The following is a 14,918-nucleotide window of genomic DNA, read 5'->3' on the forward strand; positions in this document are numbered from 1 at the left end:
ATAGTAACTGCTACTGCTGATGGTGCTGTTTCAGCTAAATTAGCGGAGAATTATATTGATGATTTCTCAGAGATTACAGTTAAAAAATAAAATAATATTTATACTTATATTTATATTTATCCCTTTAATACAGCTATTTGCAGCTACAGAGATAATCGATATAAAAATCGCAAAAGATATAAAAGATCTAAAACCTATAAATGTTGGAAGGGTTTTCAGTAAAGATGTAGGGGGGCTTGTCTGTTTTACAGAAGTTAAAACAGATGAGTACCCAACTAGTATTACCCATTTATGGATTTATAATAACAATATAATGGCTGAAGTTCCCCTTTCAGTTAATGGGAAGACCTGGAAGACTTATAGTACTAAAAATATATATCCTAAGTGGACAGGTAAGTGGAGGGTAGAGATTTTTGATAACAATGGGGAATTAATAGACTCTATTACCTTTAGAATAGTTGATGAAAAGAAATAATGCTCTCTTTTATTATATTCCAACTCCAATAGGCAACCTAAAAGATATAACCCTTAGAGCCCTTGATATACTAAAAGAGGTGGATCTTATATATTCAGAAGACACAAGGGTCACCAGAAAACTATTGTCACATTATAATATAAAAAAACCTATCTATACTTATAATAAGGACAATGAATTAAACACAGCAATTAAAATAATTGACCTATTGAAAGGTGGTAAAAAAATTGCTCTTACAACAGATGCTGGCACACCCTGTATTTCAGATCCTGGTAATATATTAGCCAAAAAACTTATAACAGAGAATATCCCCTTTGAAGTATTACCTGGTGCTACAGCTTTTGTATTAGCTCTAATATATTCAGGTTTTAACACTAAAACATTTTATTTTAATGGTTTTTTAAGCAATAAAAAAAATGAAAGAAAAAAGGAGCTACTGGATTTAAGAAAAATAAAGACAACAATCATTCTCTATGAATCATGCCACAGGATAAAAGAAACCCTAAATGATATATTAGCTATTTTTACCCCCCCTTTCTTTGTTTGTAGAGAACTTACTAAAATATTTGAGGAGCACGTTTTTGTTTATAACAGTAATAACGTAGCAGAAATCACTGAAAAAGGTGAATTTATTGTAGTAATAGACAATAACAAAATAGAATCTCATGAAAAAACAGATATAAATTTAATTATTGAAAAACTTTTAAAAGAAGAATTTTCAAACAAAGATATTGTTAAAATATTAAAAATATTAGGTTATAATAGAAATAGAGCCTATAATTTACTTAAAGATATCACTAGTAATTAGTTTATAGGCATTTCCTTTCCCGTCAGCTGTCTCTACACCCTCCAACCATTTTTTTAACACTTCTCTATGCTTTGATAAATAGTCGAAAGAGGCTTTAAGAGGAGTTAAATTAGGATTTTTATACAGTTTATACATAATCTCTTCCATCATATTAATTGGAAAAACTAAATTCTTTAGAAATAGAGTAACATTTGGAAAATCTTTAGTAAAACCCTTCCTAACTAATGTATTAACTATAGAGGCGCCATTATTGGCTCCAAAAGTTTCATCAGTACTCCCATCTAGATATGCAATATCAAACATTACATTCATTTGATGGGGGCGCCACCCCAAAAATACTATCCACTTATTTTTAGAGATCTTTCTTCTAACCTCAGCTAACATAGCAGGTTCACTAGAGACTACCAATTTCCAATCTTTGAGGGAAAATAAATTATTTTTTATCATATATCTTACAACTTCATTGCCAAAATTGCCCTCTTCAAGTCCGTAAATCTTGCCTTCAAATTTATCTTTAAACCTATTTAGATCTTTAAAATGTTTCACTCCAGCACTATAAACATATTTAGGAACAGCTAAGGTATAGATGGCACCATCCATATTTGTAGTTAATTTAACAACATCATTTTTATATCCATTATAAATATGTTTTTGCACTGGCATCCAGTTGCCCAGAAATACATCAGCTTTCTTAGATTTTAATGCTACATAACAAAAGGGAACAGATAATAGCTTCTTGCTTGTGCTATAACCTAATTTATTTAATATATAGTTAGCAATTTCAGTTTTAACTGTAACACCAGTCCACGATACATAAACAAAATCAATTGTTTTATCCTTTGCAAATACATTGAAACTAAGGGTAAGAAAAATAAGGAACAAAAAAAATGTTCTTATTAAATATTTCATATCAAAACCACCTAACAGGTTTATTTTTACTATTATTGTATATATGTTTTATCTCATAATATTCAAGCAAACCCTCTTCACCTAATTCTCTACCAATACCAGATTGTTTGCAACCACCCCATGGTGCAAAGGGATAATACACATTAAAATCATTGACCCAAATAGTACCAAACCTCAAATTTTTACTCATATATTCTATTATATCAACATTTTTACTCCAAAAACCAGCGGATAAACCGTAAATTGTATCATTAGCAAGACTTACTGCTTCCTCAGGTGTTTTAAAAGACTCCAATGTTATCACAGGACCAAATACCTCATTTTGAACTATCTCCATCTTACTGTTACAATTATCGATAACAGTTGGTAAATAAAAATACCCCTTTGAAAATTTTTTATCACTTGCCCTTTCACCCCCTGTTAAGATAGTAGCTCCTTCTTTTCTTGCTGAATCTACATAATATTCAACCTTATCTAGCTGTTTCTTAGAGATAAGACATCCCATTTGAGTATCGCTATCAAAGGGAAAACCTAATTTTATGTTTTTTGCCTTTTCCACTATCTTCTCTTTTAATTCATCATATATATCTTCCTGTAACAATACTCTAGAGCCTGCAGAGCAGATTTGTCCACAATGGAAGAAGACACCATTAAATACAAAATCTAAAGCCGTATTAAGATCGGCATCTCTAAATATAATGTGAGGGTTTTTACCTCCTAGCTCAAGTGCTACCTTTTTAACATTAGTTGATGCATTTCTCATTATCCTTTTGCCAGTATCAATTCCACCTGTAAAGGAAACCATATCAACTAAGTTGTTTTTAGCTAATTCCTCACCAACATTAATGCCATCACCTAAAACAAGATTAATAACACCCTTTGGAATATCAAATTCATCTATGAACTCGACTAATTTTAAAGTTGTTAGTGGGGTTAGTTCAGAGGGCTTAATAATCATAGTACAACCAGCAGCAAAGGCAGCTGCTATTTTCCATGAGGCTTGCAAAAGTGGATAATTCCATGGGAGAATTAAGGCACACACCCCTATTGGCTCTTTTATTACATAACTTGTTATATTAGGCATTAAGTTAGATATGCTCTCATCTTTATTATTCATTATAAGAGATGCATAATAACTAAAAACACCTACAATATCATCCATATCCCACTTTGACTCTTCCAATGTTTTACCTGTATTTAAACTTTCAAGGGTCGCTAGCTCTTCTTTATTTTCTTTGATTTTATCACTTATACTTTCAAGTATATCTGCTCTAGCGAGGTTATTCATTTTCTCATAATATTTCCCATCAAAAGCACTCCTAGCTGCTTTTATAGCCTTTTGCACGTCCTCTAGACTACCTTCACTAACCTTTGTAATACAAGTACCATCATAGGGAGTTAGTATCTCTCTACTATTATTATTAACTGAATTTTGCCATTTACCATCTATATAATGATTTGTATGTTTTAAGTTTATATCTACCATATAGCACCTCCCGTAACTCTAATATCTTCACCGTTAATACCCTTTGCTTCATTGCTACATAAAAATAAGGCCACAGCACCAATCTCCTCAGGTTGTATTAGCCTCTTTTGAGGATTTTCTTCTCTTAGTTCCTGCAAATATTCTTCTGGATCTTTATTCAATTGTTTTTTAGCAATATCACCTATCCATTTTACACCAAATTTAGACTCCACCCAAGTAGGGCTAATTGAATTACATGTTACTTTATAAGGGGCACCCTCCAAGGCAACTGCTCTTGTAAAACCAACTACTGCAGATTTTGACGCACAATATGCTGCCGATGTTTCAGCACCAACATGGGCTGCCGTTGAAGCAATATTTATAATTCTGCCCCAACCATTTTTCTTCATATCTTTTATTGCTAGTTTAGTTGATCTAAACACTCCATTTATATTAACATCCATAACCCTAAGCCATAGCTCCTCTGGATGATCCTCAAGCACATGCTCAGCAGTTACACCTGCTGCATTAGCTAAAATATCTATTTTCCCAAATTCTTTCTTTACAATATTAAAAAATTCAACTAATTGATCATTATTTGTTACATCTACATTGCCAGCTATAACCTTCACACCAATAGATTCAAGCTCTTTTTTTGTATTATCCATCTCTTCTACTGCTGGGATATTAGCTAGTTCTTTAATATCAATAGAATCATTTTTAGAAAGTAGGGAACATATAGCTACATTTGCTCCATAACGTGCAAAGTTAAAAGCCATAGCTTTCCCCATCCCTGATGCTCCACCAGTTACAAGCGCATTTTTTCCTTTTAAAAACCCAGTCTGCATATTTTAAACCTCCTTTTTCGATTAATCTAATTTTTTTAATTTAATTATTTCACAGACTTTCGATATTTATCTTTAATGGTAAACTAAATTCTAAATTGTTCTTATCTTTTAACAACATATTAATATCATCTTCTAGCAGGTTTAAATCTCCCTTATCAAAATGGTATATTGCATTTACAAGATGCAGTCTATTTGATGATGGAAATTTTTCTTTAAAATCACTAAGTTTATCCTCAAGATTTTTATATTCACTGTTTAAAAGCATATATATTAATTTATAATAATCAGAATAATAATTACTGAGGCTAGATCTCTCTAGTGCATTATAAGCACCTTCAGCATTTACCTTATCATCAACAACCATATAATAGTATAGTGCCAACTCATTAGGATAATACGAGTCAGACGTCTCATCAAAGATTTTTACCAAATTATTATAAGCTCTACCATAATTACCATTTAGAATATGATAGAAAAACGCCTCCTTTAGCTCATATTTATCACTTTTATCGTATTCTATCTTGTATCTCTTGCCTTTGTAAAATTCTATGAAATATGTGGTAAACCTATAAACCCTATCCTCCTTTGCTATTTTTATTAAATTAGAATTATCGTTATAGAGAGATATAAAATTATATAAATAGTCACTATGATAAGAGTTATTATTCTTTATTTTTTGTAAAGCTTCTTCTTTACCTCCTTTTATATATCTACATATATCTAGGATTAATCTGCCATACTCAGTATTTAGTTTATCACTTATCAATCTATTTTCTACATTAGAGGGGTTATCAACAACAATACCTGCCAAATACTTCATATATATTATAAAATTTGGTAAATCCATTAATGCATTATTTTCATTAAACGAATTATATATATTAGAGAATAACTTCCTACTCTCACCAGCTTTACCTGTTTTATAATATATTATTGCCTTAACAATACTTGCTGGATAAAAATATCTACTAGAAGACTCAGAGCGAGAAAAATAAAGAAGAGCCTTGTTTTGATTGCCTATATATTTATAGGTTAGTCCTATATTATAGAGTATTATAGGATTACTTGGTAGTTTAATATTGGCTTCTTTCAACATATCTAGTGCCCTGTAGTAGTTTCCCTCTATTAAATGTTGAACAGCGCTATTATTTAAGTCTATTGCTTTAATGAAGGAAAGGGAATTCATAAGCGTTGAAAGAGCAATATCTGCTTGGTTCTCATTTATTAACTGACTGCCAAAGTTCATTATTTTGGCTACCTCATTAGCGTCCATTAGTATAGGGAAAACCATATGTTCTATTATATCCACTGGTCTGTTATAAAATGTGTAGGATAAATCCATATCTGTTATAAGGGGTTTAAAACTAATGCTCAGATCTTTATTCCTTTTCTTATTTAAACAACTATAATGACCCTCTTTTATGGCTTGCAATAGATTAAGTAAATTGTCATTATTCCATAACGCTATAAACTTATACCAAAAATATTCTGCTCTATAATAGGGGATTTTATCAACTATTTGTAAAACCTTATCAAATTTAGCTAAATGTGTGTGGATAAAACATTTGATTATATAATATTCTTCTTTTTGAAATCTATTTAATGTTTCTACATTAATATTATTTACAAACCTTAAAGCTTTATAATAATCTCTATTAAATATCTCCAAAATAGACTTAACTAAATTTATATAAGGATTATCAATATTGTTATTTTTTATTATATTTATTGCTTGAGTGATGTATTTATCATTTTTTGAAATTATTAAATATTTAACATAAAGATATAGATTTTCTACATCGGGAGAATAATCATATAGACTTTTTAAATAGTCTTTAACTGTGTTCATATTATTACCGATAAATAATAGATAGCTATACAAAAATTTATAATATGTATTATCTTGATCTAATTTGATTTGAGATTTCAAAAAATCAAAGGACCTATCTGTATAGCCACCGCAATATAAACTTACAGCATAATTTATTCTATTTAAATCATTAGGCTCTAATTCCATAACCTTCTTTAAAACATCACTCTGCAACGAATAATTACCTAAAACTGCATAATTTTTTGCCATTAATTTATACAATTCTGCTGTTTCATAGTATACTAAAGCTTTCTCCAAATATTCATTTGATAACAAATGATTACCCATGTTAAAATAAATCTTTCCCATATTTAAGTTTTGCAAAAAACCTTTAGGGCTTATATTATTTAGAATTTTCTCTGCATTTTCATTGTCACCAATACTTAAAAAATAATTTGCTAATGAAATATTAGCATAGAAAGAATCACCGCCTAACGATACAGCCTTTTGCAAATAATAATATGCTTTAGCCGTTTCACCTAAATGTAGAAATATATTCCCCAAATTAGTATATATAGCCGGTGTACCATTATCAGGAATGTAATCTTCTAATATGCTCTGTGCTTTTTCATAATCACCTAGCATCATATAAGTTGATGCTAGGTTAATGTATACATCCCTATCTTTATAACCTGCTTTAATCGATTGTAATAAAGCTCTCTTAGATTCTTTATATTGACCTAGCAGATAATAGGTTACCCCTAAATTGTAATATGCAACACCTTCCTTTTCTTTTGTTGCCTTTTCATAAAAATCGATCGCTTTACTATAATTACCATTCAAAAAAAACTTATTACCTTTGCTAACCTCCCCTGTATCATCTTCTCTAATTGTATTAATAGGTGGTTCTAAATTTTCTTGGGCAATTAAAATACTACAGTTTATAAAAAGTAAGGTTAAAATTAACAATAACTTTTTCATATTAACTAACTATTGTTAATTATATTAAATGAGGCTTCTTTGGCAAGCTTATCTGCTAATTTATTTAATTCCCTAGGTATATGAATAAAGACACAATCTAAATGTTTACTCTCTTCTACAATTGTATTGTATAGCTTCTGCAAGGTTTTACTCTTTACTTTATACGCGCCATTTAATTGCTTTACAACTAATTCACTGTCTAAATAAAAAAAGACTTTTTCACCCGTTATTTCCCTTACCCTTCTTATTGCATATAAAAGGGCAGTATATTCTGCATAATTATTTGTGACTATTCCTATATATTTTGAAAAACTCTCTATAGGCTTATTTTCTACATTAGTGATTATATAGGCTATACCTGAATGGCCAGGATTTCCTCTAGATGCTCCATCTGTATAAACATGTAAGATCATTTAACGTTCTTTTCTACACTATTACTATTTTCATAATAAAGAAAGCGCTTACAATTTGGACATTGTTTTAATTCTTTTTCTCTTTTTACTTCAACATACAGCTGTGGAGGTATCTTCATATAACAACCCCCACAAATCTCATCATCAACCTTAACTATAGCTAGATTATTCCTTGCTGAGCGCAACATTTCATATTTTGAAAGCACACTTCTCTTAATATTAGTTGCTACATCTTTCCTTGTTTCTTTAAGTTCTTTAAGCTCATTTTTGTAGCTCTCGTCTTCTTTGCCCTTTCTATTTAAATTCTTTTGATAATTACTCTTTAACTCATCTTTTTTACTATCCATATCCTTCTTTTTGTCTATCTTTTTCTTATATAATTCATCTAACTCTAAGTATTTAAGCTCAAACTCTTCATGCTCCTTCTTCAATATATCAAGCTCTTTCAAGACAGCCTCATACTCTTTGCTATTTTTTACAGTTGACAATTTTTTCTGGGCTTTGTCATATAAAGCTTTTTTCTCTTCATACAAAGACTTTGTTTCTGATAGATTTTTTTGTAATTCATCAATTTCCTTCTTTAATTCTTCATACTCTTCTGTAAATTTTTCATATTTTTCACGTACTTCTTTAAGCAATTCATCTTCACTACTAATTTTCTCTTCTAACGTTGCAATCCTAATATCAATATTTTGTAACTCAAGCAGCCTTTCTATTAGTTCCTTCATTATACCTCCTACACATAATTTATTGGATCATCCTCAGCTAATAATATAATTTCTATATCAAAATTTTCTTTTAAAACCTTTGACAAATAATTTAGATAGATTCTCTCCGATGCAAAATGTCCAACATCAATAATAGCTATATCTTCCTCCATCGCATCTAAAGCGTCATGATGTTTTAGGTCACCTGTTATTAAAAGTTTTACACCCTTATCCTTACACTTTTTCCAATAAGTAGCACCTGAGCCAGCCACAACTGCAAATTTATCGATATTATTTAATTTTTTTAAATTTCCATTATATCTTAAGATATTAATATTAAATATCTCCTTTAACTTTTCTAAAAATGTTTTTACGTCTATACTTTTACTATATTCACATATCCTACCAATCCCGTAAGGTATTTCATTTTCAAGCTTGTAAACATCATATGCCATCTCTTCATAAGGGTGAGCCTTCCTTACCTCTTCTATTAAATTTAATAAGTTTTCCTCTATAACAATTGTTTCCATCTTAAATTCATTAACATGTTCAAGTTTACCCTTCTCTCCTATAAAGGGTTTTGTCCCTTCCTGTGGTTCAAAGGTCCCTGTTCCATAAACTGAAAAACTACATTTTTTATAATTTCCTATAGATCCACCACCTGCTCTATCAATTGCTTCAATCATTGAGGATTCATAACCTTTTGGGGCATATACAACAAATTTGTACAATTTTTTACTTCCTATTTTATCTAAAGTATCTATTCTCTTGGCACCTAAAGAATCACATATATAATCTGATAGACCATAATCAGCTAAGTCAAAATTTGTATGATATGATAAAATTGCAAGCTTATTTTGAATAGCTATTCCAACCTTATTAAATCCAGGATGTCCAAAATTTAATGACTTAAATGATCCAAAAAAAAGAGGGTGATGAGTTATTAATAACTCACACCCCCTTGAAACTGCTTCTTTAATAGCCTTAGCAGTGGGATCCAGTGCTAAGGCTACCTTGCATATCTTTTCATCTCCAAAATATATTTGCTTACCTGAATTATCCCATTCAAATTGCCTATTTAGTGGTGATATATGTTTTTCCAAAAAAGATATAATCTCAAGAATACTCGTCAATTTTAAGCTCTCATAAAAAAAAATGGGCCAACCAGGATTTGAACCTGGGACCTACCGGTTATGAGCCGGTGGCTCTTCCTAGCTGAGCTATTGGCCCTTTAACTAAAGATAATATATAAAACTTTTTATTTGTATAGTCAATCAATAATCTATAAAAGTTTTTAATATTCTACTCCTAACAGGATGTCTAAGCTTTCTAATAGCTTTGGCTTCGATTTGTCTTATCCTTTCTCTAGTAACATTAAATATCTTTCCCACTTCTTCCAATGTATTATCTGATGGACAATCAATACCAAACCTAAGACGAAGAACACTTGCTTCTCTTGGGGATAATGTATCCAATATCTCCCTAGCATGCTCCTTTAATTTATTGTATGAAACAACATCAGTTGGGTTAACTGCGTTAACATCCTCTATAAAATCAACTAAACTGCTATCTTCATCATCACCTATGGGTGAGGCTAAAGACACTGGCTCTTTTGCAACCTTTAAAACTTTTCTTACTTTGTCAACAGGCATATTTAGTTTCCTTGCTAGCTCAAGAGGAGTAGGCTCTCTCCCATATTCTGCTTGAAGCAGTTTTGAACATTTAATAAGCCTATTTATGGTCTCTATCATATGAACGGGTATACGTATAGTTTTAGCTTGATCTGCTATAGCCCTCGTAATTGCCTGCCTAATCCACCAAGTAGCGTAAGTTGAAAACTTATAGCCTCTTTTATATTCAAACTTTTCTACAGCTTTCATTAACCCAATATTTCCCTCTTGAATAAGATCTAAAAATTGTAAACCCCTACCTGTGTACTTCTTTGCTATACTCACAACAAGCCTTAAATTTGATTGAATTAATTTCTTCTTAGCTGAGTCTGCTTCCTCCAAACCATTAGTTAGGTTTTCATAAAGGAGTGAAAGTTCAGTCCTATCAGAACCAATGTCACTACATTCATTCTTTAAATCTTTACAAATAGCTCTATATTTCTCTAATAATACGTCTTTATCTCTTTTCTTTAAACCTACTGAATCTATCCTTCTAATGAAAGTCTCTTCATCTAATACAGGCAATGCCACATCATCACAATCAAACTTAATAATCTTATATATTTTTTTTAGATCTCTTTCTCTATCCTCTATTGATTTATAAACATCAATAATATAATTAGCTATTTCACAAATATATTTATAATTAAACTTGATCCTCATTAAACTATCAGTTAACCTTTCTATGCTATCTTGGGCCTTTTGCTTATAATTTAAAACTGTATCTATAGATAAATCATCACTTCTTATCTTATCTACATAATCTAAATTTTTATCAAGGGTAACAATTATTTCATCTAATACCTTAAGTAATTCTTCTTTTGCAAGCAAATATTTTTGCTCTTTTATGCTAACTGCATCCTCATCATTATGCATACCCTCTTCATCTAAAAAATCCTCTTCAGCTAATATGTCATCATCAATTACAATTATATCCCTTAGCTTTACCTCATCATTTTCTATACGTTTATACAGATTTCGAAAAAGCTTTGTAACTTTTGGAAAGGATAAAACACTTCTTATGACCTTTCTTTGACCCTCTTCTATAGCCTTTGCAACCTCAACCTCTTCCTCTCTCGTAAGCAAATGGATATCCCCCATCTCTTTTAGGTACATCCTAACAGGATCGTCTGTTGAAATAGATGTTAAATAAAGCTCAACCTCTTTATCTTCATCCTTATCATCATGATCATCTGCTGTTAAACTTTGGGATAACGCCTTATTGCTATTCTTTGGATCAATAACATCTATCTTTAACTGGGTAAGGAGCATTATAATATCATCAATTAAATCTGAGGATAAAACATCCTCAGGTAAGATATCATTCATCTCATCAAAGGTTATAAAACCTTTCTCTTTACCAATGGCAATTAACTGTTTAACTTCTGGGATCTTAATCTTTTTCATCATGTCTAGCCTTCCTCCATTAAATGGCAATATATATCCTTCTGCATCTCTATTAATCTATTTATTTCAGATAAAATAGAATTTCTATCTTCTTTATCTCTAATATGTTGCAATTTCTTTGCTAGATTCTTCTTTTTTTTATTTATATAATTAAAGATAATCTTATTTTTATTTTGAGTAGCCAAAGCTTTATAATTACATCCTTCTAAATTCATCATAATCAGAGAACTAACTAGTTCACCAACTACATTGTCCCTCACAAGATTACAAATATTAATCCCTTTTTCTAAATTTTCAACAATTTTTTTAAACAATTCTCGCATCTCATTTTCATTAAAATAATCCTCATCTAAATCAAAAATCAAGTCCCTTACAACATCCTCTGGCAATTCAAAGAGGGCCTTTAAAAAATTTCTTTCACAAATAAGATTTATATGATTTCCTTTTTTCTTTTTCAAAGACTTATCATTTAAATTCAAACTATATAAATCTCCATATAAAACAGCTTCATCAACCTCAATAATCTTTGATATTTCTTTAATGTATAGATTTCTCATGTAAGGGTTTTTTATTTTATCTAAATACAATTTCACTCTTTCTAAAAACTGCGCCCTTTGATTTATACTAGTTAAAGCGGAAAATTCAGTTTCTACCCATTTAAGGAATAGGTCCTTTTTATTTTCAACTAATTCTTTAAAGGCTTCCCTACCAAATTTTCTTATATAACTATCGGGATCCTCTCCCTCTGGCAGAAAAACAACATTTACAGCAAAATTAGAGGTTAAAAAAGTTTCAAGTGATCTAAAAGCAGCCTTTCTACCAGCATTATCACCATCGAAAATTAATATAACCTCTTTAAAATGTCTCTTAATAAGTTTTATGTGATTAGGGCTGATTGCAGTGCCCATTGTGCACACTGCTGGCATAAACCCATACTTATGCATAATAATAACATCAAAAAAACCTTCTACCAAAAAAAGGGGATTGTTATTAACCTTTTTTGCGCTGTCAAAGTTAAATAAAACCTCTCTTTTTCTAAAAATTGTGGTTTCAGGGGAATTAAGATATTTTGGAAGACTCCCATCAATTGTCCTCCCTGAAAAAGCAACTATTTTTCCAGAATTATTTTTAATGGGTATCAAAATTCTACCATCAAATCTCGAACGATAAGAACTATTTTTCATAAAGAATAACCCAGATTCTTTAATCACTTTTATATCAAAGGAATTTAATAATTTTGAAAAATTATTATTTTTAGGTATATAACCAATACGAAATTGTCCAATTAGATCTTTGCCAATACCTCTACTTTTTAAATATTCAAAAGCTTGTTTTCCTTCATCAGAATATAGTCTATTTTCCGCCTCTTTAGAAAATTCTAAATGGATGTCATATAATTGTTTATAGCCTGGATTAAGCTCTTTCTCTGCAATGTTTATACCATACCTAGAAGCCAGAAGATCAACTGCCTCTAAAAATTCAATATTTTCATATTTCATTAAAAAGGTGATAACATCCCCACCAACACCACAACCAAAACAATGAAAGAGATTTTTTTTATCACTCACGTAAAAAGAGGGGGTTTTCTCAGCATGGAATGGACACAGCCCTCTATGATTATTACCAACCTTTTTTAATTCAATATAATCAGATATTACCTCAACAATATCTGCTCTATCTTTTATTTCATTTAGAACTTCATCTAGATTTTTAATCATAAATGGATCAAGCTAGCCCATAATTAATTATAATTTGAAACAAATAAACCCACAAGCAAAACTCAAAAATTTAAAAAATTGATTTTATCAATATATAATCTATATTTATTACACATGCTATCAATAAGAAATTTAACAGTTGAATATGTAAGCGCAAAAGAAAGATTCTACATACTAAAAAACTTATCGTTTAAGCTAACTAAAGGTGAAATCTTAGGTATTGCTGGTGAGTCTGGCAGTGGTAAAACTATTCTTTGTAAAACAATACTTGGTTTAATTAATAAACCAATAATGTTAACAGATGGAAAAATACTATATGAAAATAGTGCTGTTGTTAGTAGCAAAGATTTTAAAAACATTAGAGGGAGAAAGATATCTATTATATTACAAAACCCTACCACCTCTCTAAATCCAACAGTTAAAATAGGCAGGCAGCTAATAGAAGCTATTACTCTAAAAGATCACAAAATGAACAAGAAAGATGCTAGAGAAAAGGCTTTAGAGCTCCTACAAAGTGTTGAAATTGATAACCCAGTGGAGAGAATGGAGAATTACCCCTTTAACTTAAGTGGGGGGATGAATCAAAGGATAAACATTGCTCTAGCTCTTGCAACAAATCCTAAAATATTATTGGCAGATGAGCCAACAACGGCACTGGATGTTTCAATACAAGCAGAAATACTAAAATTACTTAAAAAATTGCAATCTAAAAATGAGCTTTCAATACTCTTTATCTCTCACGATATCTCTCTTCTTGCAAAAATTGCCCATAAAATAATCATAGTTTATGCTGGTGAGTTAATGGAAGTTTTAACTCCCCCCTTTAAATTAAAGAATATAAAACATCCATACACTTATTCACTCTTTAGATGTATACCCACATTAGAAAATGACATTGAAATACTAGAGACAATCCCTGGAACAATAGAGAAGAATGACTTATCAAAAAATAATTGCTGCATCTTTCATTCTAGATGTTTTAGAAAAACTGATAGATGCCTTTTTGAGAAACCACCCTTTGAAAATAACCTAAGATGTTTTAACCCCTTATAAATAAACTACTGTAAATTCTTTCTTCTAGTAAATAAAATTAAAAAACCAATTATTAACATTATAAAACTTGCAACATGGGGAGCCCTAAAATAGCCTATCATCAAATCATCTGCCCTAAAAAATGTCACAAATCCACGGATTATAGCATAAAATATTAAATAAAGACCAACAATCGTGCCTTTTCCAATATTTTTATTATCTCTCCAAAGATAGATCAATATACCTGCACATATAAAATTTAATATCATCTCATAAAAAAATGTTGGATGAAGAGGTAGAGAATCAAATTGCCTATACGCTGGCGACATATATTTCTCTGGAAACTTAACCCCCCAAGGGACATATTCCTTTAAAATATATGCCTTGCCTTCAAAGAAAACTTTAAGCTGACCTTTATCCTTAATCATTTGATATAACTTATGAAAACCCCTATAGGTATTCTCTACATCAAGGGTCGTTAACACAACATTCCAAAAATCATAAAATCTATTTTTCAATGAAAAAATTATTGAGGGGGGGATAAATGTTGGCACCCCATGGGCTTCTCCATTTGTAAAGTTTCCAAACCTTCCCAAGGCCTGACCAAGCAAGAGAAAGGGTAAAACCATATCTCCAAAGGCAAATAAACTAATTTTCTTGTATTTACAATAAAAA

At 30.5% G+C, this 14,918-nt stretch carries 13 protein-coding genes and 1 tRNA gene; 3 read left to right on the forward strand and 11 right to left on the reverse strand.

From position 1 onward, the window contains the following. Nucleotides 1–58 precede the first annotated feature (58 nt). Both SVN78_03930 and rsmI read left to right on the forward strand, forming a co-directional pair. Nucleotides 59–475, forward strand: coding sequence for a DUF2914 domain-containing protein (locus SVN78_03930; GenBank protein ID MDY6820754.1), 417 nt, complete (start codon nt 59–61; stop codon nt 473–475). Beyond that, a complete protein-coding gene (gene rsmI, locus SVN78_03935) occupies nt 462–1,283 on the forward strand; it encodes a 16S rRNA (cytidine(1402)-2'-O)-methyltransferase (GenBank protein MDY6820755.1) in 822 nt (273 codons plus the stop codon). Before SVN78_03930 ends, rsmI begins: the two co-directional genes overlap by 14 nt. Here the strand turns inward: rsmI and SVN78_03940 are convergent. From SVN78_03940 to dnaG, 10 genes are all read right to left on the reverse strand, one after another. Continuing rightward, on the reverse strand, nt 1,257–2,192 hold the full coding sequence (locus SVN78_03940) for an ABC transporter substrate-binding protein (GenBank protein ID MDY6820756.1): 936 nt from the start codon (nt 2,190–2,192) through the stop codon (nt 1,257–1,259). The two genes, rsmI and SVN78_03940, sit on opposite strands and share 27 nt — an antisense overlap. Nucleotide 2,193: 1 nt before the next feature. Continuing rightward, nucleotides 2,194–3,678 carry an aldehyde dehydrogenase family protein gene (locus tag SVN78_03945; GenBank protein MDY6820757.1) on the reverse strand — a complete coding sequence of 495 codons (1,485 nt, stop codon included), beginning with the start codon at nt 3,676–3,678 and terminating at the stop codon, nt 2,194–2,196. Next, complete coding sequence (locus SVN78_03950; GenBank protein ID MDY6820758.1) at nt 3,672–4,505, reverse strand: SDR family oxidoreductase; 834 nt, start codon at nt 4,503–4,505, stop codon at nt 3,672–3,674. Before SVN78_03950 ends, SVN78_03945 begins: the two co-directional genes overlap by 7 nt. Nucleotides 4,506–4,554: 49 nt before the next feature. Continuing rightward, nucleotides 4,555–7,296 (reverse strand): hypothetical protein, encoded by a 2,742-nt coding sequence (locus tag SVN78_03955; protein ID MDY6820759.1) that lies wholly within the window; start codon nt 7,294–7,296, stop codon nt 4,555–4,557. Between the two features lie 5 nt (nt 7,297–7,301). After that, complete coding sequence (locus SVN78_03960) at nt 7,302–7,709, reverse strand: ribonuclease HI family protein (GenBank protein MDY6820760.1); 408 nt, start codon at nt 7,707–7,709, stop codon at nt 7,302–7,304. Beyond that, on the reverse strand, nt 7,706–8,437 hold the full coding sequence (locus SVN78_03965) for a C4-type zinc ribbon domain-containing protein (protein MDY6820761.1): 732 nt from the start codon (nt 8,435–8,437) through the stop codon (nt 7,706–7,708). Before SVN78_03965 ends, SVN78_03960 begins: the two co-directional genes overlap by 4 nt. An 8-nt stretch (nt 8,438–8,445) precedes the next feature. After that, nucleotides 8,446–9,549 (reverse strand): Nif3-like dinuclear metal center hexameric protein, encoded by a 1,104-nt coding sequence (locus SVN78_03970; GenBank protein MDY6820762.1) that lies wholly within the window; start codon nt 9,547–9,549, stop codon nt 8,446–8,448. A 23-nt stretch (nt 9,550–9,572) separates the two neighbouring features. Beyond that, nucleotides 9,573–9,646: transfer RNA gene (locus SVN78_03975), tRNA-Ile, on the reverse strand. 44 nt (nt 9,647–9,690) lie between these two features. After that, nucleotides 9,691–11,496: an RNA polymerase sigma factor RpoD gene (gene rpoD / locus SVN78_03980; protein ID MDY6820763.1), complete on the reverse strand. Its 1,806-nt coding sequence runs from the start codon at nt 11,494–11,496 to the stop codon at nt 9,691–9,693. Nucleotides 11,497–11,498: 2 nt separating this feature from the next. Further along, nucleotides 11,499–13,211 carry a DNA primase gene (gene dnaG, locus SVN78_03985; GenBank protein MDY6820764.1) on the reverse strand — a complete coding sequence of 571 codons (1,713 nt, stop codon included), beginning with the start codon at nt 13,209–13,211 and terminating at the stop codon, nt 11,499–11,501. A 114-nt stretch (nt 13,212–13,325) separates the two neighbouring features. On the opposite strand from dnaG, the gene SVN78_03990 reads away from it, so the two are divergent. Beyond that, entirely contained in the window at nt 13,326–14,264 is a 939-nt protein-coding gene (locus SVN78_03990; GenBank protein MDY6820765.1) for an ABC transporter ATP-binding protein, read from the forward strand. Between the two features lie 5 nt (nt 14,265–14,269). Here SVN78_03990 and SVN78_03995 read toward each other — a convergent pair. Then, nucleotides 14,270–14,918, reverse strand: a 649-nt coding sequence (locus SVN78_03995) for a prolipoprotein diacylglyceryl transferase (protein ID MDY6820766.1), incomplete at its 5' end; no start/stop codon positions are given.

The organism is Deferribacterota bacterium (assembly GCA_034189185.1).
Lineage (GTDB): Bacteria > Chrysiogenota > Deferribacteres > Deferribacterales > UBA228 > UBA228.

Excerpts from the sequence above, each read along its gene's own strand:
- dnaG (MDY6820764.1), bottom strand. The coding sequence starts at position 13,211 with ATGATTAAAAATCTAGATGAAGTTCTAAATGAAATAAAAGATAGAGCA.
- SVN78_03950 (MDY6820758.1), bottom strand. The coding sequence starts at position 4,505 with ATGCAGACTGGGTTTTTAAAAGGAAAAAATGCGCTTGTAACTGGTGGA.
- SVN78_03990 (MDY6820765.1), top strand. The coding sequence starts at position 13,326 with ATGCTATCAATAAGAAATTTAACAGTTGAATATGTAAGCGCAAAAGAA.
- SVN78_03945 (MDY6820757.1), bottom strand. The coding sequence starts at position 3,678 with ATGGTAGATATAAACTTAAAACATACAAATCATTATATAGATGGTAAA.
- rsmI (MDY6820755.1), top strand. The coding sequence starts at position 462 with ATGAAAAGAAATAATGCTCTCTTTTATTATATTCCAACTCCAATAGGC.
- SVN78_03955 (MDY6820759.1), bottom strand. The coding sequence starts at position 7,296 with ATGAAAAAGTTATTGTTAATTTTAACCTTACTTTTTATAAACTGTAGT.
- SVN78_03930 (MDY6820754.1), top strand. The coding sequence starts at position 59 with ATGATTTCTCAGAGATTACAGTTAAAAAATAAAATAATATTTATACTT.
- SVN78_03940 (MDY6820756.1), bottom strand. The coding sequence starts at position 2,192 with ATGAAATATTTAATAAGAACATTTTTTTTGTTCCTTATTTTTCTTACC.
- SVN78_03965 (MDY6820761.1), bottom strand. The coding sequence starts at position 8,437 with ATGAAGGAACTAATAGAAAGGCTGCTTGAGTTACAAAATATTGATATT.
- SVN78_03960 (MDY6820760.1), bottom strand. The coding sequence starts at position 7,709 with ATGATCTTACATGTTTATACAGATGGAGCATCTAGAGGAAATCCTGGC.
- rpoD (MDY6820763.1), bottom strand. The coding sequence starts at position 11,496 with ATGATGAAAAAGATTAAGATCCCAGAAGTTAAACAGTTAATTGCCATT.